Source organism: Stenotrophomonas sp. PS02300 (assembly GCF_029959395.1).
GTDB classification, from domain to species: Bacteria; Pseudomonadota; Gammaproteobacteria; order Xanthomonadales; family Xanthomonadaceae; genus Stenotrophomonas; species Stenotrophomonas maltophilia_AD.
Genome location: NZ_JASCOP010000010.1, coordinates 1 through 20,296, shown reverse-complemented (window position 1 = coordinate 20,296; position 20,296 = coordinate 1). Strand labels below are relative to the sequence as shown.

Annotated in this window: 17 protein-coding genes; 10 read left to right on the top strand and 7 right to left on the bottom strand. The window is 67.4% G+C overall.

Going from position 1 to position 20,296, the window contains the following annotated elements:
• Positions 1–43: 43 nt before the first annotated feature.
• Positions 44–682, bottom strand: coding sequence for a response regulator transcription factor (locus tag QMX79_RS03845; RefSeq protein ID WP_282244549.1), 639 nt, complete (start codon positions 680–682; stop codon positions 44–46).
• 78 nt (positions 683–760) lie between these two features.
• Between QMX79_RS03845 and QMX79_RS03840 the strand changes: the two genes are divergently transcribed.
• A complete protein-coding gene (locus tag QMX79_RS03840) occupies positions 761–4,342 on the top strand; it encodes a transporter substrate-binding domain-containing protein (protein WP_282244548.1) in 3,582 nt (1,193 codons plus the stop codon).
• Here QMX79_RS03840 and QMX79_RS03835 read toward each other — a convergent pair whose 3' ends face one another.
• The 3 genes from QMX79_RS03835 to QMX79_RS03825 all read right to left on the bottom strand — a co-directional run bounded on the left by QMX79_RS03835 (position 4,343) and on the right by QMX79_RS03825 (position 7,143).
• The gene (locus QMX79_RS03835) at positions 4,343–4,732 is read right to left on the bottom strand and encodes a c-type cytochrome (protein ID WP_282244547.1); all 390 of its coding nucleotides are present in this window, start codon (positions 4,730–4,732) and stop codon (positions 4,343–4,345) included. It abuts the gene before it with no gap.
• Complete coding sequence (locus QMX79_RS03830; protein WP_282244546.1) at positions 4,732–6,408, bottom strand: electron transfer flavoprotein-ubiquinone oxidoreductase; 1,677 nt, start codon at positions 6,406–6,408, stop codon at positions 4,732–4,734. The genes QMX79_RS03835 and QMX79_RS03830 overlap by 1 nt, the downstream gene beginning before the upstream one ends.
• Positions 6,409–6,642: 234 nt before the next feature.
• Entirely contained in the window at positions 6,643–7,143 is a 501-nt protein-coding gene (locus QMX79_RS03825; protein WP_282244545.1) for an N-acetyltransferase, read from the bottom strand.
• 120 nt (positions 7,144–7,263) lie between these two features.
• On the opposite strand from QMX79_RS03825, the gene QMX79_RS03820 reads away from it, so the two are divergent.
• Entirely contained in the window at positions 7,264–8,427 is a 1,164-nt protein-coding gene (locus QMX79_RS03820; RefSeq protein WP_282244542.1) for an acyl-CoA dehydrogenase family protein, read from the top strand.
• A gap of 124 nt (positions 8,428–8,551) precedes the next feature.
• Here QMX79_RS03820 and trmL read toward each other — a convergent pair whose 3' ends face one another.
• Together trmL and QMX79_RS03810 are read right to left on the bottom strand one after the other, a co-directional pair.
• A complete protein-coding gene (trmL, locus tag QMX79_RS03815) occupies positions 8,552–9,031 on the bottom strand; it encodes a tRNA (uridine(34)/cytosine(34)/5-carboxymethylaminomethyluridine(34)-2'-O)-methyltransferase TrmL (RefSeq protein WP_282244541.1) in 480 nt (159 codons plus the stop codon).
• A 57-nt stretch (positions 9,032–9,088) separates the two neighbouring features.
• Entirely contained in the window at positions 9,089–9,559 is a 471-nt protein-coding gene (locus QMX79_RS03810) for a hypothetical protein (protein WP_282244539.1), read from the bottom strand.
• Positions 9,560–9,965: 406 nt separating this feature from the next.
• On the opposite strand from QMX79_RS03810, the gene QMX79_RS03805 reads away from it, so the two are divergent.
• The 5 genes from QMX79_RS03805 to QMX79_RS03785 all read left to right on the top strand — a co-directional run bounded on the left by QMX79_RS03805 (position 9,966) and on the right by QMX79_RS03785 (position 16,656).
• Complete coding sequence (locus QMX79_RS03805) at positions 9,966–12,809, top strand: pitrilysin family protein (protein ID WP_282244537.1); 2,844 nt, start codon at positions 9,966–9,968, stop codon at positions 12,807–12,809.
• 105 nt (positions 12,810–12,914) lie between these two features.
• Entirely contained in the window at positions 12,915–13,232 is a 318-nt protein-coding gene (locus QMX79_RS03800) for a DUF4156 domain-containing protein (RefSeq protein WP_093535545.1), read from the top strand.
• A gap of 113 nt (positions 13,233–13,345) precedes the next feature.
• Positions 13,346–14,362 (top strand): 3-oxoacyl-ACP synthase III, encoded by a 1,017-nt coding sequence (locus QMX79_RS03795; protein WP_282244530.1) that lies wholly within the window; start codon positions 13,346–13,348, stop codon positions 14,360–14,362.
• 256 nt (positions 14,363–14,618) lie between these two features.
• Entirely contained in the window at positions 14,619–15,662 is a 1,044-nt protein-coding gene (locus tag QMX79_RS03790; protein ID WP_282244598.1) for a Fic family protein, read from the top strand.
• A 103-nt stretch (positions 15,663–15,765) separates the two neighbouring features.
• Positions 15,766–16,656 (top strand): alpha/beta fold hydrolase, encoded by an 891-nt coding sequence (locus tag QMX79_RS03785; protein WP_282244528.1) that lies wholly within the window; start codon positions 15,766–15,768, stop codon positions 16,654–16,656.
• A 146-nt stretch (positions 16,657–16,802) separates the two neighbouring features.
• Here QMX79_RS03785 and QMX79_RS03780 read toward each other — a convergent pair whose 3' ends face one another.
• Positions 16,803–17,180, bottom strand: a complete 378-nt coding sequence (locus tag QMX79_RS03780; RefSeq protein WP_068848335.1) for a YkgJ family cysteine cluster protein — start codon at positions 17,178–17,180, stop codon at positions 16,803–16,805.
• A gap of 116 nt (positions 17,181–17,296) precedes the next feature.
• Here QMX79_RS03780 and oleC point away from each other — a divergent pair, with 116 nt between their 5' ends.
• From oleC to QMX79_RS03765, 3 genes are all read left to right on the top strand, one after another.
• On the top strand, positions 17,297–18,952 hold the full coding sequence (gene oleC, locus QMX79_RS03775) for an olefin beta-lactone synthetase (protein ID WP_282244522.1): 1,656 nt from the start codon (positions 17,297–17,299) through the stop codon (positions 18,950–18,952).
• Positions 18,949–19,959 (top strand): 2-alkyl-3-oxoalkanoate reductase, encoded by a 1,011-nt coding sequence (gene oleD, locus QMX79_RS03770; RefSeq protein ID WP_282244520.1) that lies wholly within the window; start codon positions 18,949–18,951, stop codon positions 19,957–19,959. The genes oleC and oleD overlap by 4 nt, the downstream gene beginning before the upstream one ends.
• A gap of 61 nt (positions 19,960–20,020) precedes the next feature.
• Complete coding sequence (locus tag QMX79_RS03765; protein WP_068854496.1) at positions 20,021–20,176, top strand: DUF1328 domain-containing protein; 156 nt, start codon at positions 20,021–20,023, stop codon at positions 20,174–20,176.
• Positions 20,177–20,296 lie beyond the last annotated feature (120 nt).

Genomic DNA, 20,296 nt, shown 5'->3' with positions numbered 1-20,296 from the left:
AACGTACTTCTTCAGCGGCAGGCCGATGGCCTGTGGGGCAGGTTCACAGCGGGCTGTCGCGCAGCCAGTCGTAAAGCTGCGCATCATTCTTCAAGCCAAGCTTGAGCATGGCATCGCCCTTCTGCCGGCTGATGGTGCTCACGCTCTTGTGCAGCTTCGCGGCGATTTCCTTCACGATCAGGCCACTGGCGAGCAGCCGCAGCACTTCCACTTCGCGCGGCGACAACGCACGCGTGCGTTCATCGCCCAGGCTCTGCGTGCCCAGGCGGTCGATGAGGTTCTTCAGCGTGCGGCTCACGTACGGCTGGCCGCGGTGCACGGTCTGGATGGCCACCGGCAGTTCCTCCATCGACGAGGTCTTGTCGACCAGTCCGAGCACGCCGGTGGAGACCACCATGCGCAGGATCGCCAGGTTGTTGGAGACGCTCAGCATGAGCACCGGCAGGTCGGGATAGTGACGGCGAACCTGTCCGATCATGGCAAAACCGTCAGGCTGCGCGCCGCCGGGCATGGAGTAATCCGTCACCAGGACATCGCACGGATGGGCCTTCAATGCGGCCAGAAGCTCGTCCACGCTGCTGGCTTCGGCCACCACCCGGCCCACGCCGCTGGTTTCGATCACGGATCGGGTGCCGATACGGACCACCGGGTGGTCGTCGGCGATGATTATGCGCAAGCTCATGGAATAGTATGGCCGGTAAGGCAGCGGCCCTTCGGGGCACGTCGCGGTGGGCGGATCACTCCTGGGAGAACTGACAGCATGCGTACCTCGGTTGTCCGCTGGCTGGTCGTGCTGGGCCTGGTGATCGCGCTGGGCGCCACCGCCATCGCGGCTCCGGCGCCTGCACCGTCGCTCTCACCGCGCCAGGCTGAATGGATCGACCGGAACCCTACCATCTTACTGGGGCTGTACGACAGCGGCTGGCCACCATTCGAATTCATGCAGAACGGCCGCCCCGATGGACTCGGCCATGACTACCTGATGTTGTTGACCCGGCAGCTCGGCGTGCGTGTGAAGGTGCGGGTGTATCGCGATTGGGCAGACGTGCTGGATGCGGCATGCCGGGGCGAGGTCGACGTGGTGATGAACATCACCCTCACCCCGGACCGCACCCGCTGCATGGTCTACACCGGCTCCTACGCCGATGCACCGCTGGCCCTGGTGGGCCGGGTGGGCGATACCCGTACCTCGAGCGACCCGGACCTGACCGGGCTGCGCGTGGTCACCGAGCAGGAATTCCTCACCAGCAACCAGGTGCGGGCACGTTTCCCCGCCGCACGCCAGGTGACCGCGCCCAACACCCGGGCTGCGCTGGCGATGGTGGCCCAAGGCAAGGCCGATGTGTACATCGGCAATGCGCACGTCGCCAGCACCCTCATCCGCCAGCAGGGCATTGACGGTATCGCCCTGCTGCGGCCCAGCGACCTGCCGCCCGAACGCCTCCACTTCGGCGTTCCCAATGCCCGCCAGCCGCTGGCCGAAGCGCTCGACAGCGCGCTGTCCACCGTGACCGCCGCGCAGCGCGAGGCGCTGTACAAGCGCTGGCTGCCGCCGCTGCAGTGGTCGGCACAGTCGCGGCTGATCCTGGGCGAGGCCGAACGCCGCATCCTGGCCACCCCGTTGCGCATGGGCTATGCGCCGAACGGGTCGCCACTGTCGTTCATCGATGCGGCCGGCGAACCCAGCGGCGTGGCCGGCGACTACCTGCGCCAGCTGCGCATGGTCGGGGCGCAGTTGAACCGCGTGCCGGCGCACGACTGGTTCGAGGTCCGCGAGCAGATGCGCCGCGGCGATGTCGATGTGGTGATGGGCATGCCCAACGACGCCCACTATTTGGGCGATGACTGGGTCTTCAGCCAGCCCTTCATCAGCGTGCCCAACGTGATCGTCACCCCGAACAACAGCCGTTCGGTGCTGGGCCTGGGCGACCTGGACGGGCGCAGCATCCTGCTCTCCGACCCCGAGCGCCTGCGCGGCTACATCCTCCAGTACGCCCCCAAGGCGCGCATCGTGCCGGCGCGCAGCGTGGAGCAGGCGCTGTCGCGATTGGCCAACGGCGACGCCGATGCGTACGTGGGCAACCTGGCCATGGTCGACCGCGTGGTGCGCGAGGTGTATCCGGCCAAGCTGCACGTGGCCGCGCCGGCGGGCTTCAGCGACCAGCTGTCGCTGGCGGTCAAGCGCCAGTACGCGCCGTTGGCCACCACCTTCGACCGGGTGCTGGCCAACCTCACCCCGCGCGAGCACGCCGCCATCCGGGGCGACTGGTTGCTGGCCGAATACCGCACCGGGCTGGACTGGCGTTCGGTTGCGCGCTGGGCGGTGCCACTGTCGCTGGTACTGCTCACCGGCATCATCGTGCATGGCTGGGGCTACTGGCGGCTGCGCCGCGAGGTCGGCATGCGGCGCCGGTTGGAACAGCGGCTGGTGGAAGTGACCGACAACCTGCCGGCGATCGTCTACCAGGCCCGCCGTGACAGCGATGGCCGGGTCACCTTCCCGTACATCACCGGCGACCTGCAATCGATGTTCGGGGTCAGCACCGCCGAAGTGGTCGCCGATGAAACGCGCCTGGTCGACCAGATCGACCCGCGCGACCGCGAGGCGGTCAACCGCGCGTTGAACGACGCCGCGCGCGATTTCTCCGCGCTGGACATGGAGTTCCGCACCAGCCCGCACGGCGTGGTGCGCTGGGTGCGCACCCGCGCATTGCCGTATGCCGCCGAACACGGCGTGGTGCTGTGGAGCGGTTACTGGGTGGACGTGACCGAAGCGCGCGCGCAGGCCGATGCGCTGGCCGCCGCCAAGTCCGACGCCGAACGCGCCACCGCGGCAAAATCCAACTTCCTGGCCACCATGAGCCACGAAATCCGCACGCCGATGAGTGGCGTGCTGGGCATGGTCGAAGCGCTGTCGCACACCGACCTGGATGGTGAGCAGCGGCGCATCATCGCGGTGATCGAGGATTCGGCGCAGATGCTGCGGCAGATCCTGGATGACATCCTCGACTACTCCCGCATCGAAGCCGGCGCGCTGCCGCTGGAGCCGCAGCCGGTGATGCTGCGCAGCCTGCTCGACAACGTGCAGCAGCTGCTGTCGCCACAGGCCTCCAACAAGAACCTGTCGCTCAGCCTGGAGGTCGACCCGGCAGTCGCCCATCAGCACCTGGTCGATGGCATGCGGCTGCGCCAGATCGTGTTCAACCTGCTCAGCAACGCCATCAAATTCACCAACGAGGGCTCGGTGACCATCGCGTTGAGCGTGGAGCGCGATGATGAGATGGCGCAGGCGCTGCGGCTGACGGTGACCGACACCGGCATCGGCATTTCCCCCGAGCAGCGCGAGCGGCTGTTCAAACCGTTTGCCCAGGCCGACGTGGCGATCACCCGCCACTACGGCGGCACCGGATTGGGGCTGAGCATCTGCCAGCGCCTGGTGGGGTTGATGCGCGGGCGGCTGGAGATGCACAGCGTGCCGGGCGAAGGCACGCGCGTGGATGTGCTGCTGAGCCTGCCGCTGGTGCCCGGCGAGGAAACCGTGCGCGACGAGCAGCGCCCCGGCGGTGATGTGGACCCGCTGCCGCCGGGCCAGGCGCGGCGCCGGGTGCTGGTGGTGGAAGACCACCCCACCAACCAGGCATTGATGCGCTGGCGGCTGCAGCAGCTGGGCCTGCAGCATGAGCTGGCGGTGGATGGCGAAGCCGCGCTGGCGTTGCTGGCTTCCACGCACTTCGACCTGGTCATCACCGATTGCCGCATGCCGGTGATGGACGGCTACACCCTGACCCGGCACATCCGCGAGCGCGAACGTGGCAGCGGCCAGCGCATGCCGGTGCTGGCGCTTACCGCCAGCGCGCTGGCCGAAGACGTGCAGCGCTGCCGCGAGGCCGGCATGGATGACCTGCTGGCCAAGCCGGTGGCGCTGGCCACGCTGCGCCAGGCACTGCGGCGGTGGCTGCCCTCGGACGATGCGGATGACGCTGCGCGCGAAGCCACGCCGCCGGTGGAAGCTGTGCCTGCGGCCGCGCCCACGCGGGCGGCGATCGTGCGCCGCTTCGGTTCCGAACACGTGGCCACGGTGTTGATCGACAGCATGCGCCAGGCCACCGCCGACGACCTGCAGCGCGGCTGGGAAGCGCGCGACATGGGCGACAGCAACACTGCGGTGGAGGTGCTGCATCGCATCGTCGGTGGGCTGGGCACGCTGGGCGCCGAAGCACTGGCCACCCAGGCACGCGCGCTGATGCAGCGGATTCCGGAACAGGGTCTGGCGGCCAGCGCCGACGACATCCGCGCGTTCGAAGACGCGTTGCAGCAGTACCTGATCAGCCTGGATGAATGATCAACGTGGCTGTTCCTTCAGGTATTCAATCACCAGCGCCCTTCGCTTTGGGTCAGCGGTCGCATTGACCATCCTGGACCCCGGCACCACCGCGGCCGGCGAACGCAGGAACGCATCCAGCGTCTGCTCGGTCCAGACCAGGTCCGCGCGCTGCATCGCAGGCGAGTAGGGATAGTTGGCCACGCTGCCCGCGCGGCGCCCCAGCACGCCGTGCAGGTTGGGACCGAAGCGGTGCACGCCGCCCGCATTGACCGTGTGGCAGCCGCCGCAGATCGCGAACGCACGCTGGCGTTCCTGCTGCCGCGCCTGCTCGGGCGTCTGCGGCGCACGCGCGCAGGCGCCCAGCAGCAGGCAGCACACCAGCACCAGCAACCGGCGCGGCAACGGCATTACATCGCCGGGTAGTTCGGCCCGCCGCCACCCTGCGGGGTGACCCACACGATGTTCTGGGTGGGGTCCTTGATGTCGCAGGTCTTGCAGTGCACGCAGTTCTGCGCGTTGATCTGCAGCTGTTCGTGGCCTTCGCTGCCGACGAATTCGTACACCCCGGCCGGGCAGTAGCGCGCTTCCGGCCCGGCGTATTCGGCCAGGTTGACCCGCACCGGCACGCTCGCGTCCTTCAGGGTCAGGTGCGAAGGCTGGTCTTCTTCGTGGTTGGTGCTGCTCAGGAACACCGAGCTGAGCCGGTCGAAGGTGAGCACGTTGTCCGGCTTGGGGTACACGATCCGGGTGTGCTGCGATGCCGGTTCCAGGCACTCGTGGTCGGCCTTGCTGTGGCGCAGCGTCCACGGCGGGTTGCGGATGCCCAGCTTCGGCAGCAGCCACTGCTCGATACCGGTCATCAGCGTGGCCACGCTGCGGCCCTTCTTGAACCACTGCTTGAAATTCTTGGACTGCTTCAGCTCATCGTGCAGCCAGCTGCTGTCGAACGCGGCCGGGTAGGCGCTGAGCTCATCGCGCTGGCGGTCCGCTGCCAGCGCATCGAAGGCGGCATCGGCGGCCAGCATGCCGGTCTTGATTGCCGCGTGGCTGCCCTTGATCCGGCTGGCGTTGAGGTAGCCGGCCTCGCAGCCGACCAGCGCACCACCGGGGAACACGGTCTTGGGCAGCGACAGCAGGCCACCGGCGGTGATCGCACGCGCGCCATAAGCGATGCGCTTGCCGCCTTCCAGGTGCTTGCGGATCGACGGGTGGGTCTTGAAGCGCTGGAACTCCTCGAACGGGCTCATCCACGGGTTGCGGTAATCCAACCCGACCACGAAGCCCACTGCGACCTTGCCGCCGTCGGCGTGGTACAGGAAGGAACCGCCGTAGGTATCGCTGTCCAGCGGCCAGCCGGCGGTGTGCACCACCAGGCCCGGCTCATGCTTGGCCGGGTCGATCTGCCACAGCTCCTTGATGCCGATTCCGTAGGCCTGCGGGTCCTTGCCGGCATCGAGCTGGTAGCGCGCGATCAGCTGGCGGCCCAGGTGGCCGCGCGAGCCTTCGGCGAAGATCGTGTACTTGGCATGCAGCTCCATGCCGCGTTCGAAGTTGGGGCCGTGCGAGCCATCCTTGCGGATGCCCATGTCGCCGGTGGCCACGCCCATCACCGCGCCGTTCTCGTCGTACAACACTTCGGCGGCGGCAAAGCCGGGGAAGATCGCCACTTCCAGCGCTTCGGCCTGCTGCGCCAGCCAGCGGGTGACCTCGCCCAGGCTGATGATGTAGTTGCCTTCGTTGTGGAAGCATTCCGGCAGCAGCGCATGCGGCGTGCTGCGCGCGCCGTCCGGGCTGAGGAACAGGAATTCGTCGCGGGTGACCTTCTGCTTCAGCGGCGCGCCGCGTTCGGCCCAGTCCGGGAACAGTTCGGTCAGCGCGCGGGTATCCATGATCGCGCCGGACAGGATGTGGGCGCCGGGTTCGGAGCCCTTTTCCAGCACGCACACCGACAGCTCGCGGCCGGCCTCGATGGCGCGCTGGCGCAGGCGGATCGCGGTGGCCAGGCCGGCAGGGCCGGCGCCGACGATCACCACGTCGAATTCCATGGCTTCACGCGGGGGCAGGGCGGTGGTCTCTTCGCTCATGGGGGTGCGTAACTCGTGGGTAGTGCCGTCCCGGCCGGAGCCGGCGGCGGTTGCCTGGGAATCGCGCGCGACGGGTCACTGCGCAACTGCTGGATCAATGCATCAGGGTACCGGCACACGCCGTTTCCGCCTAGATCGCCGACGTTGCCCACCTTATGGTGCGATGCATCAACCCACCGTACGGATCGCAAAAAACCGCGTAGAGCCACGCCCTGCGTGGCTGGACCCCATCCGTCAGCCCGCAGCCCCAAACGCCGAGTGGTATTCCACCTCCGCATCCGGCCACCCGCCCTGCAGCAGCAGCGCCTGGAAATACTCCGCAGGCACGCCGGCCAACCGCAGCCGCGGCTCGGCGCGGAACCCGAACCGGCCGTAATACCCCGGATCCCCCAACAACACACAGCCATTGGCGCCATGTGCCCGCAGCGCCTCGACAGCCGCCCGCATCAACGCGCCGCCGATCCCCTGCCCCTGCCGCCCCGGCGCCACCGAAATCGGCCCCAACCCATACCAGCCCGGGCTGCCATCACTGAGCTGCACCGGCGACACCGCCACATGCCCCACGATGCCATCGGCATCCTCGGCCACCAGCGACACCGCCAACGCACCGGCAGCGCGCAGCGCATCCACGATGTACTGCTCGGTGTGGCTGCTGTGCGGCGCCTCCGCGAATGCGGCACGGGTCAGGGCATGGATGGCGCCGGCGTCAGCGGGACGCTCGCTGCGGATCTGCATGGGCGAAGGCCTCTGCGACAGAAGGTCGCCATTGTAGCGGCGTGCTGCGGCGTGCCTTGGCCGGTCCCGGGCCAGGCATCACAATGGGGGTCCTGCTACTGCCCCGCGACGTCGCCGCCCATGGCCCTCAATCCGTACGATCTGTTCGATGTCCGCTCGCTGCTTACCGAAGAGGAACGCGCGGTGCAGGCCACGGTGGCGCGCTTCACCGACGAGCGCGTGCTGCCGATCATCGGCGACGCCTTCGACCAGGGCCGCTTCCCCGATGAACTGATCCCGGAAATCGCCTCGCTCGGCCTGCTTGGCTCCAGCCTGCCCGAACAGTACGGCGGCGGCGGCCTGAACGCCGTCAGCTACGGCTTGATCTGCCAGGAACTGGAGCGGGGCGATTCGGGCCTGCGCAGTTTCGTGTCGGTGCAGAGCTCGCTGTGCATGTACCCTATCTTCGCCTACGGCAGCGAAGAACAGCGCCTGCGCTGGCTGCCGGACATGGCGGCCGGCCGGGTGATCGGCTGCTTCGGCCTGACCGAAGCCCACGGCGGTTCGGACCCGGCCGCGATGAAGACCCGCGCGGTGCGCGACGGCGGCGACTGGGTGATCAACGGCAGCAAGATGTGGATCACCAGCGGCCCGGTGGCCGATATCGCCATCGTCTGGGCACACACCGAAGACGGCATCCAGGGCTTCGTGCTGGAAAAGGGCATGGCCGGGTTCACCACCCAGGAAATCAAGCACAAGATGAGCCTGCGCGCCTCGCTCACCGGCGCGCTGTTCTTCGACAACGTGCGCGTGCCCGAACGCAACCGGCTGCCCAACGTGCAGGGTCTGAAGGGCCCGCTGGGCTGCCTCAACCAGGCCCGCTACGGCATCAGCTGGGGCCCGATCGGCGCGGCGGTGGCCTGCCTGGACGAGGCGCTGAACTACACCAAGGAACGCGTGCTGTTCGGGCGCCCGGTGGCGGCCACCCAGAGCGCGCAGATCAAGCTGGCCGACATGGCCCGGCGCATCACCACCGCGCAGCTGCTGTCACTGCAGTTGGGGCGCTTGAAGGATGCCGGCCAGCTGCAGCCGCAGCAGGTCAGCCTGGCCAAGTGGAACAACTGCCGCATGGCGATTGATATCGCGCGTGAGTGCCGCGACCTGCTCGGCGGCGCCGGCATCACCACCGAACACGTGGCGATCCGGCATGCGTTGAACCTGGAATCGGTGATCACCTACGAGGGCACCGAGACCGTGCACCAGCTGGTGATCGGCCGGGAACTGACCGGCATCAACGCGTTCTGACGGGCCGCACGACCAACGGTCGTGCGCTACCGGTAGGTATCGACCGTTGGTCGATACGCGTTCGGTAGGTATCGACCGTTGGTCGATACGCGTTCGGTAGGTATCGACCGTTGGTCGATACGCGTTACGCCCCGCCCGCGAAACCCGATTGCCGCCACGCTTCGTACATCACCACGGCGACCGTGTTCGAGAGGTTCAGGCTGCGGTTGTCCGGTTGCATCGGCAGGCGCAGGCGGCGGCCGTGCGGCAACGCATCCAGCACGTCCTGCGGCAGGCCACGGGTTTCCGGGCCGAACAGGAACGCATCGCCGTCTTCGAACTGCTGGGTGTCATAACGCACGCTGCCGCGGGTACTCAGGGCGAACAGGCGCTTGGGGGCTATGGCCTGCAGGGCGGTATCCAGGTCCGGATGCACCTGCAGTCGAGCGTATTCGTGGTAATCCAGGCCGGCGCGCTTGAGCTGCTTGTCGCTCAGGTCGAAACCGAGCGGCTCGATCAGGTGCAGTCGCGCGCCGGTATTGGCGCAGAGCCGGATCACATTGCCGGTATTCGGGGGAATCTCCGGCTGGAACAACACAACATGGAACGTAGGGGTGGCGGTCATGCGTACATGTTACGCCGCGACCCTCCGACAGGTATCGACCGTGGGTCGATACCCGGGTTACGGACGGACCAGCACCGAAGCGGTTTCAACCGCGAAGGCCTGCAGGTCGTTCGGCGACGGGCGCACCTGCAGGGTCGGCAGGTTGATGATCACGTCGCGGGCGATCGTGCCGGCGGCCGTGGCCAGGGCACCCATGTAATCGGTGCTGCGGTCGTTCTGCTCGGCAGCCAAGGCTTCGCGCTGTTCGGCGGTCGGGCGGACTTCAACGGCGGCCAAGGTGGTGACGCGCTGGCTGTTGGCCAGTTCGGCACGGTATTCGGCGATCTGGCCGGCGGTCGGGCGGACTTCCACCAGCGCCAGGGTCGGGATGCTGCTGGTGCGTTCGACTTCGGCCTGGGCCAGCTGGTCGGCGGAGGGGCGGACCTGCACGGTCGGCAGGGTGGTGATGGCGGAAGCGGCATGCACGTTCGAAACAAACGCGGAGCCGGCAGCGAGGGCGATGGCAAATGCGATGGTCTTGGTGTTCATGACGGGGCCTGTTTAGTGTTGGTGAGCAGTGGTGTGGTAGTAATGTAGTACACCGAATCTGGGAGTGCAAGAGAAATTTTCAGATTCCGCGTTGTGTTCAGCGATCAGTCAGCTTTGGTTTGATCGTGTCCTTTCCGCACTTGGGTATAAGCAGGCCCCGTGCCAACTTTTAGTTGTTGATTTGAAAGGGTTTTATGCGGTCCGAAAAGTGTCCGCTGTCCGGACACCTGTCCGATCCCGGGCTGCGCGACTGTCCGGACAGGGGTTCAGGTGGCGGCAGAAGGCGCCGCGGCGGTCAGCGACGCGCCGGGAAAGTTCCCTGACAAAGGGAGTGACTGTTGGCCGATGCCTTTACCCGTAGTCCCGGGCTAGCATCCCCCTTCACTTTCATGACCAAGGAAACGGAATGACCTCCCAACTTCGACCGCGTGCCGCGCTGCTGGCTGTAGCGCTTTCCGCCGCCCTGGGCAGCTTCGCCCCGGCCCCGGTGATGGCAAGGCCGGCCCAGGTCGCCAAGGTCGACATTCCGTTTGAAGAGTTCACCCTGCCCAACGGCCTGCGCGTGGTGGTGCACACCGACCGCAAGGCGCCGATCGTGGCGGTGAACATCTGGTACCACGTGGGCAGCAAGGACGAACCGGCCGGCCGCACCGGCTTTGCGCACCTGTTCGAACACCTGATGTTCCAGGGCAGCGAAAACCACGCCGGCGAATACTTCGAACCGTTCAAGCAGGTCGGCGTGACCGGCCAGAACGGCACCACCAACACCGACCGCACCAACTACTTCGAGAACGTGCCCACCACCGCGCTGGACATGGCGCTGTGGATGGAATCGGACCGCATGGGCCACCTGCTCGGCGCGATCGACCAGGCCGCGCTCGACGAACAGCGCGGCGTGGTGCAGAACGAAAAGCGCCAAGGCGAGAACCAGCCCTATGGGCAGGTGTGGGACAAGCTCACCCGCTCCATGTACCCCGAAGGCCACCCGTACCACCACGGCGTGATCGGGTCGATGAACGACCTCAACGCGGCCTCGCTGGACGACGTCAAGAACTGGTTCCGCACCTGGTACGGCCCCAACAACGCGGTGCTGGTGCTGGCCGGCGACATCGACGTGGCCACCGCCAAGGAAAAGGTCGCCCGTTACTTCGGCGACATCCCGGCCGGCCCGAGCATGGCCCAGCCGGCGGTCAACGTGGCCAAGCGCGAGAAATCCACCCGCGAAACCATGACCGACAAGGTGCCGCAGGCACGCATCTACCGCGTCTGGAACGTCGCCCAGACCGGCACCACCGACATCGACCAGCTGCAGCTGTTCGCGCAGGTGCTGGGCGGGGCCAAGTCCTCGCGCCTGGACCAGCGCCTGCTGCACAAGGACCAGCTGGTGGACAACATCAGCGCCGGTGCCTACACCTCGCAGCTGGGTTCCAACTTCGTGATCATGGCGACCGTGAAGCAGGGCGTGGACCCGGCCAAGGTTGAAGCGATCATCGACGAGGAAGTGCGTCGCCTGGTCAAGGACGGCCCCACCGCCGATGAGCTGAGCCGTGGCAAGACCGCGTTCCGCGCCGGCTTCATCCGGGGCATCGAGCGCATCGGCGGGTTCGGCGGCAAGGCCGACGCGCTGGCCGAGTGCGCCGTGTTCGAAGGCGACCCGGGCTGCTTCCGCCGTTCGCTGGCCAACATCGACGCCGCCAGCGCCGCCGACGTGCGCGCCGCCGGCGCCAAGTGGCTGGGCGTGGGCGACCACACCCTGGTGGTGGAACCGGGCGCGCGCGTAGCGTTGCCGGAGCTGCCGTCGGCCACCCCCAAGCCCTTCACTGTGCCGGGCGTGGATCCCAAGTTCAGCGCCGGCCCGACCGTGGTGGACCGCAGCACCGGCGTGCCGCAGACCAAGACCTTCCCGGAACTGAATTTCCCGCAGCTGCACCGCGCCACCCTGAAGAACGGCACCCAGGTGATCCTGGCCGAACGCCATGACATTCCGGTGGTGCAGTTCAGCTATGAATTCCCCGGTGGTTTCACCGCCGACCAGGGTCGCAAGTCCGGCACCGCCAACTTCACCATGGACCTGATGGGCGAGGGCGCCGGCAAGCTGGGCGCACTGCCGTTCGCCGATGCCGCCGACGCGCTGGGCGCCAGCCTGGGCGCCTCGGCCTCGCTGGACAGCGCCGCCGTCTACCTGTCGGCGCTGAAGGAAAACCTGGCGCCGTCGCTGGCCCTGTACGCGGACATGCTGCGCCAGCCGCGCTTCGACCAGGCCGAGATCGACCGGGTCAAGGCCACCTGGATCGCCGGCATCCAGCAGGAGAAGGTCAACCCGAACGCCTCGGCCATGCGCGTGCTGCCCACCCTGCTGTACGGGGCCGGCCACCCGTACGCCATTCCGTTCACCGGCAGCGGCAACGAAGCCGACATCCAGTCGCTGACCCGCGAGGACCTGGTCGACTTCCACCGCGACTGGCTGCGCCCGGAGCAGGGCACCCTGATCGTGGTCGGTGACACCACCCTGAAGGAAATCGTGCCGCTGCTGGAGCGCCAGCTCGGCGACTGGAAGAGCAGCACCCCGGCCCCGCAGGCCAAGCCGCCGGTGGATGTCGCGCGCCCGGCCAAGGCCCGCGTGTACCTGATCGACCAGCCCGGCGCGGTGCAGGCCAACCTGTTCGCCGGCCAGGTGGTGCCCTCCACCATGGACGCGGGTGCCACCCGCTTCGACATCGCCAATGGCGTGCTCGGCGGCGACTTCACCTCGCGCCTGAACATGAACCTGCGCGAGGAGAAGCACTGGTCCTACGGTGCCCGCACCATGGCCAGCAGCACCCTGGGCCAGCGCCCGTGGATGGCCGTGGCCCCGGTCCAGATCGACAAGACCGCCGAGGCGATGAAGGAGATGCAGAAGGAGATCGCCGACTTCGCCTCCGGTGCCGAAACCATCACCCCGGCCGAGGTCACCCGCATCCGCAACATCCAGAACCTGAGCCTGCCGGGCGCCTACGAGACCGCCAGCGCCGTGCTGGGCACCATCAGCGGCATCGTCCGCTACGAGCGCCCGGACGACTACGTGTTCAAGCGCAAGGCCGAGATCGAAGCGATGACCCCGGCCCAGGTGCAGCAGGCGGCCGCCACGCTGGACCCGAAGACCCTGACCTGGGTGGTGGTGGGCGACCTGAAGCAGACCGAGGCCCCGGTGCGCGCGCTGAATCTGGGCGAGGTGACCATCATCGATGCCGACGGCAAGCCGGTGAAATAACCGCCAAGGGGGTGGGCCCCTGGCCCGCCCCCGGGTTGCCTGTGCACCCGCGATTCAGCCTGTTCAGGCAGAATCGCCCCAATGACCTTCACGAGCATCCCCGCCATGCGCCTTCTGCTGCTTTCCGTTCTGACCCTCAGCGCCACTGCCTGCACCTGGGTGCCGATCGAACCGGTGGGCAAGACCGTCCGCGTGCTGCCGTCCGGCCCGGTTCCCACCGGCTGCGTGACCAAGGGCGAGGTGGTGGTCACCGTGAAGGACAAGGTCGGCTTCTACAACCGCAACCCGTTGCGGGTGCAGGAAGAACTGGAAACCCTGGCCCGCAACGAGGCCCCCAGTGCCGGCGCGAATGCGGTCCAGGCGTCGGGCCTGCCGGCCGATGGCAGCCAGCGCTTTGCTGCCTTCCAGTGCCCGCCACGCTGAACCCGTCAGGTCCGGGCCGGTACCATACGCCCGGACGTGAATTCGTAAAGGTGCGGTGAAGGCGCAGGGGGCTTACAATAGCGCCCCCTTTGCCTGAGCCTTGGCGCTAACTGATGCTCTTCAAGAATGTATCGATCGCCGGCCTGGCGCACATCGACGCGCCGCACACGCTGACGTCCAAGGAAATCAACGAACGTCTGCAGCCGACGCTGGATCGCCTGGGCATCCGTACCGACGTGCTGGGCGATATCGCCGGCATCCACGCCCGCCGCCTGTGGGACGCGGACATGCTCGCCTCCGACGCCGCGACCCTGGCTGCCCGCAAGGCGCTGGACGACGCCGGCATCGGCGCCGACAAGATCGGCCTGCTGGTCAACACCTCGGTCAGCCGCGACTACCTGGAGCCGTCCACGGCCAGCATCGTCTCGGGCAACCTGGGCGTCAGCGACCAGTGCATGACCTTCGACGTCGCCAATGCCTGCCTGGCCTTCATCAACGGCATGGACATCGCCGCCCGCATGCTGGAACGCGGCGAGATCGACTATGCGCTGATCGTCGATGGCGAAACCGCCAACCTCGTCTACGAGAAGACCCTCGAGCGCATGGCCCTGCCGGGCGTGACCGCCGACGACTTCCGCAACGAGATGGCCGCCCTGACCCTGGGCTGTGGCGCGGCCGCCATGGTCATGGCGCGCACCGAACTGGTGCCCGACGCGCCGCGTTACCGCGGTGGCGTGACCCGCTCGGCCACCGAGTGGAACCAGCTGTGCCGCGGCAACCTGGACCGCATGGTCACCGACACCCGCATGCTGCTGATCGAAGGCATCAAGCTGGCCCAGAAGACCTTCCTGGCCGCCCGCGAAGCACTGGGCTGGGCGGTGGAGGAACTGGACCAGTTCGTCATCCACCAGGTCAGCCAGCCGCACACCGCTGCCTTCATCAAGAACTTCGGCATCGACCCGAAGAAGGTGATGACCATCTTCGGTGAGCACGGCAACATCGGCCCGGCCTCGGTGCCGATCGTGCTGAGCAAGCTCAAGGAACTGGGCCGCCTGAAGAAGGGCGACCGCATCGCGCTGCTCGGCATCGGTTCGGGCCTGAACTGCTCGATGGCTGAAGTGGTCTGGTAAGCGGTACCGCGGACCAGCCTCACATGTCTGAGGCTGGTCCATGTCGCGGTTTGGCGGTCCGGATCGATGTCCGGATGAGACAAAAAGGGTCGTAGTTGCCCTCAAAACTGCGCATTCATGTATTAATTGAATGCATTTTTCGACATGTAGGAGGCATCATGACGATCACATCGACATGAACGCTCCCATGGACGTCCAATCTCCTTACAACGATCTGCCTTTGTTGCCGCCTGCTGGGGAGCTGGAAACGAAGGCGCTGCTCAAGGCATGCATTCAGGCGCACAAGGCGTTGGCGTCCCTGCGGCAGGCCACGGGGCATCTGCCCAATCCGGCGGTGTTGATCAACACCATTCCACTGCTGGAAGCGCAAGCAAGTTCCGAGATCGAGAACATCGTCACTACGGCCGACGAATTGTTCCGCTTCGCTGACCACGAGGCTGCTGCCAATCCTGCAACGCGAGAAGCATTGCGCTACCGCAGCGCTTTGCAGGAGGGATATCAGTCATTGCGCGATCGACCGCTGTCGACGGCGACGGCTGAAGTTGTCTGCAGCCGCATCAAGAACGCACAGATGCAGGTCCGGCGGGTGCCAGGCACTGCCTTGGCCAATCAACAGACCGGGCAGGTCATCTACACGCCTCCGGTGGGTGAGGCGCTGCTCCGCGAAAAGCTGACCAACTGGGAACGGTTCATCCACGAAGAGCGAGACATCGATCCGCTGATCAGAATGGCAGTTGCGCACTATCAGTTCGAAGCGATCCACCCATTCACCGACGGCAATGGGCGCACCGGCCGCGTGCTGAATCTACTGATGCTGGTGGAACAGGATCTGCTGGATCGCCCGGTTTTGTACCTCTCGCGATACATCATCGAGCGCAAGGCCGAGTACTACCGACTGCTGCAGGGCGTCACCGTGGATGGCGCGTGGGCAGATTGGATTGCCTACATGCTGAACGCTGTCGCTGATACAGCGGAATGGACCGGGGCCAAGATCGACGCGATCCGTGGATTGCACGAGCAGGCGTGCGAGTGGATCCGTGCGCAGCGACCCAAGACGTACAGCCGCGAACTGGTTGACGTGCTTTTCAGCCAGCCCTACTCGCGTATCCAGAATGTGGTGGACGCCGGCATCGCCAAGCGCGAAACCGCCGCGCGCTACCTACGGGATCTCGTGGAAATTGGTGTGCTTGAGGAACAACGGATGGGCAAGGAGAAACTGTTCCTGCACCCGGCGTACCTGAAGCTGCTTTCAGACGACAGCCATGCCACGCAGCGTTATGTACTGCCGCCCAGCAGGTAGAAAAGCGTTCCCCCTATCCCCCATGGCGGTTGTGTCCGACAATGCGCACCAGCGCCCGGGACATCCACGCGGGCAACACGCAGCCCCCACGCGACCCAGATCAATGCCCAAGCTTCCCGGTTACCCCGCCCATCCCCAGCGCTTCGAAGTCCGCCCCGGCCTGACCATGGGCTACCTCGACGAGGGCCCGCGCGATGGCGAGGTGGTGGTGATGGTCCACGGCAACCCGTCGTGGAGCTACTACTGGCGCACGCTGGTGGCCGGGCTGTCGGACCGCTACCGCTGCATCGTGCCCGACCACATCGGCATGGGCCTGTCGGACAAGCCCGATGACGCGCACTACGAATACACCCTGCAGTCGCGCGTGGACGACCTGGACGCGCTGCTGGCGCACCTGGGCATCACCGGCCCGGTCACCCTGGCCGTGCACGACTGGGGCGGCATGATCGGCTTTGGCTGGGCGCTGTCGCACCATGCGCAGGTCAAGCGCCTAGTGGTGCTCAACACCGCCGCGTTCCCGATGCCGGCGGCCAAGCAGATGCCGTGGCAGATCGCGCTGGGCCGGCACTGGAAGATCGGCGAGTGGATCATCCGCACCTTCAACGCGTTCTCGTCCGGTGCCTCGTGGCTGGGCGTGGAGCGGAAGATGCCGGCCGATGTGCGCCGTGCCTACGTGTCGCCGTACAACAGCTACGCCAACCGGATCAGCACCATCCGCTTCATGCAGGACATTCCGCTGAGCCCGGCCGACAAGGCCTGGTCGCTGCTGGAACGCGCCGGCAAGGCGCTGCCGTCGTTCGCTGACCGCCCGGCCTTCATCGGCTGGGGCCTGCGCGACTTCGTGTTCGACCACCACTTCCTGAAGGGCTTCCAGGCCGCGCTGCCGCAGGCGCAGGTGCACGCGTTCGAGGATGCCGGGCACTACGTGCTGGAAGACAAGCACGAAGTGCTGGTGCCTGAAATCCGAGCTTTCCTGGACCAGAACCCGATTTAACGGAGTACCGACCAACGGTCGGTACCTACCTCGGGTGCGGCGGTAGGTGACGCAGGCAGCGGCAACGCCGTTGCCAACGTCGCTCGTCGACGGCCCGAAGGGTGCCCGCCGCAGGCGGGCATACCGTTGGTCGTCACGCGCACCGGTCACGCCGCGTCGGGGTGGTCCGCGCCATCCCGCCAGGCCCAGCTCTCAAGGCTCAGCGCCGGCAGCCCATGGATCGCCCGCGCCTTGTCGCACTGCGGGCTGGCCTTGCCGAACTCCCACGACGCATCCACCTCCCGGCACACGCTGGGCCGGTTGGGGTGGATGCTGCAGCGTGAATACACCCCGATCTCCGCATCCAGCGCCACGCAGCGCACCGGCTTGGAATGGGTGCCGCGCATGCACAGGCGGTGCGGGTCGAGCGGTTCGGTCAGCTGGTGCGGCACGCCGCCGGGGGTGACCTCGTCCGATTCCATCCAGTGAAAGGCCACGCGGTACTGGGTGCAGCAGGCGCCGCACGTCATGCAGGGATGGGACATGGGGGTACCGGCCGAAAGAGGGTAGATCCACGCCTTGCGTGGATAGACGAAGGGGGCGAATTTTCCACGCCTGCGGCCGCCGCGCAAGAATTTTCTGCAGCAGCGACAATGAACGGATGAACAGCCCGATCAACATCGCCGCGCGCCTGCCCGAACTGGCCCGCGAACGCCCCGACCAGATCGCCATCCGCTGCCCCGGCCGGCCCGGCCCCGGGGGCATGGCGCGCTATGACGTGACCCTGGATTACCGCACCCTGGACGCGCGCAGCGACGCCATGGCCGCTGGCCTGGCCGCCTACGGCATCGGTCGCGGCGTGCGCGCGGTGGTGATGGTGCGGCCCTCCCCGGAGTTCTTCCTGCTGATGTTCGCGCTGTTCAAGAACGGCGCGGTGCCGGTGCTGGTCGACCCCGGCATCGACAAGCGCGCGCTGAAGCAGTGCCTGGACGAGGCCCAGCCGGACGCCTTCATCGGCATCGGCCTGGCCCACGTAGCGCGGCTGGTGCTGCGCTGGTGCCCGTCCGCCACCCGGCTGGTCACGGTCGGCCGCCGCTGGGGCTGGGGTGGCACCACCTTGGACCAGCTCGAAGCACAGGGCGCGCGCCAACCGCAGCCGATGGCCGCCACCGATGGCGAGGATGTTGCCGCCATCCTGTTCACCAGCGGCTCCACAGGCGTGCCCAAGGGCGTGGTCTACCGCCACCGCCATTTCGTCGGCCAGGTGGACCTGCTGCGCTCGGCCTTCGGCATGGAGGCCGGCGGGGTCGACCTGCCCACCTTCCCGCCGTTCGCGTTGTTCGACCCGGCGCTGGGGCTGACCTCGGTCATTCCGGACATGGACCCGACCCGCCCGGCCAAGGCTGACCCCCGCAAGCTGCACGACGCCATCGCCCGCTTCGGCGTGACCCAGCTGTTCGGCTCGCCCGCGCTGATGCGGGTGCTGGCCGACCACGGCCAGCCGCTGCCCGGCGTGCGCCGGGTAACCTCGGCCGGCGCGCCGGTGCCGCCGGACGTGGTGGCCCGCATCCGCCGCCTGCTGCCCGACGATGCCCAGTTCTGGACCCCCTATGGCGCCACCGAATGCCTGCCGGTGGCGGTCATCGAAGGCCGCGAGCTGGAAAGCACCCGCCAGGCCACCGAAGCCGGCGCCGGTACCTGCGTGGGCCGCGTGGTGGCGCCCAACGAAGTGCGCATCATCGCCATCGACGACGCCCCGCTGCCGCAGTGGTCGCAGGCGCGCGAAGTCGCCCAGGGCGTGGTGGGTGAAATCACCGTGGCCGGCCCGACCGCCACCGACAGCTACTTCAACCGCCCGCAGGCCACCGCCGCCGCCAAGATCAGCGAAACGCGCGCCGACGGCAGCACCCGCGTGGTGCACCGCATGGGCGATGTCGGCTACTTCGATGCCGACGGACGCTTGTGGTTCTGCGGGCGCAAGACCCAGCGCCTGGAAACCGCGCACGGCCCGCTGTACACCGAGCAGGTGGAGCCGGTGTTCAACGCGCTGGACGGCGTCGCGCGCACCGCGCTGGTCGGCGTGGGCCACGCTGGCAGGCAGCTGCCGGTGCTCTGCTATGAACTGCAGCCGGGCACCGCCGATTCGCCGGCGCTGCAGAGGCGGCTGCGTGATGAAGCGGCCGCGCATGCCGGCACGCTGCGCATCGAACGCTTCCTGCTGCACCCCGGCTTCCCGGTCGACATCCGCCACAACGCCAAGATCGGCCGCGAGAAGCTCGCGGTCTGGGCCGCAACCCGAATGGAACAACCCGCATGAAGATCCTTGTCACCGGTGGTGGTGGTTTCCTCGGCCAGGCGCTGTGCCGTGGCCTGGTCGCGCGCGGCCATGAGGTGCTCAGTTTCAACCGCGGCGATTACCCGCCGCTGGCCGCGCTGGGCGTGGGCCAGATCCGCGGCGACCTCGCCGACGCCGACGCCGTGCGCCACGCGGTGGCCGGGGTGGATGCGGTGTTCCACAACGGCGCCAAGGCCGGCGCGTGGGGCAGCTACGAGAGCTACCACCTGGCCAACGTGGTCGGCACCGACAACGTCATCGCCGCCTGCCGCACCCACGGCGTGCGCACGCTGGTGTACACCTCCACGCCCAGCGTCACCCACCGCGCCACCCACCCGGTGGAAGGGCTGGGTGCCGATGAAGTGCCGTATGGCGAGAACTTCCAGGCCCCGTACGCGGCCACCAAGACCCTCGCCGAGCAGCACGTGCTGGCCGCCAACGACGCCACCCTGGCCACCGTCGCACTGCGCCCGCGCCTGATCTGGGGCCCGGGCGACCAGCAGCTGGTGCCGCGCCTGGCCGAACGCGCGCGCGCCGGCCGCCTGCGCTTCGTCGGCGATGGCACCAACCTGGTCGATACCACCTACATCGACAACGCCGCGCTGGCCCACTTCCTGGCCTTCGAACACCTGGCCCCGGGCGCGGCGTGCGCCGGCAAGGCCTACTTCATTTCCAACGGCGAACCGCTGCCGATGCGCGAGCTGCTCAACAAGCTGATGGCCGCCGTCGGCGCGCCGCCGGTGGAGAAGTCGATCAGCTTCAAGACCGCCTACCGCATCGGCGCGGTGGCCGAACGGCTGTGGCCGCTGCTGCGCCTGCGCGGCGAACCGCCGATGACCCGCTTCCTCGCCGAGCAGCTGTGCACGCCGCACTGGTACAGCATGGAACCGGCGCGGCGCGACTTCGGCTATGTACCGCAGGTCAGCATTGACGAAGGACTCACGAGGCTGAAGGCTTCATCGCGCGGCGAGGAATCCATCACTTCCTGAACACCGGGGGTTGGTGAAGATGGCAGCACGCCAATCCGGCACGCACGACGCGAGGATCGACATGCTGCACTACGCCGTAATCTTTTTTGTCATCGCCATCATTGCGGCGGTGCTCGGCTTCTCCGGCATCGCCGGCGCTGCCAGCAACATTGCCTGGATCCTGTTTGTGGTGTTCCTGATCCTGGCGATCATTTCGATGTTCCGTAAGCGAGGGTAGTAGCGCAGGATCCTGCGCGCCCCCCTCTCTCCGGGCAATCAGGATCCAGCGCAGTCTCCGACCGCCGGGCGCGCGCCAGAGCGCCGGGCCGGGGGTGGATGGGGGCCCGGGAGAGCCACC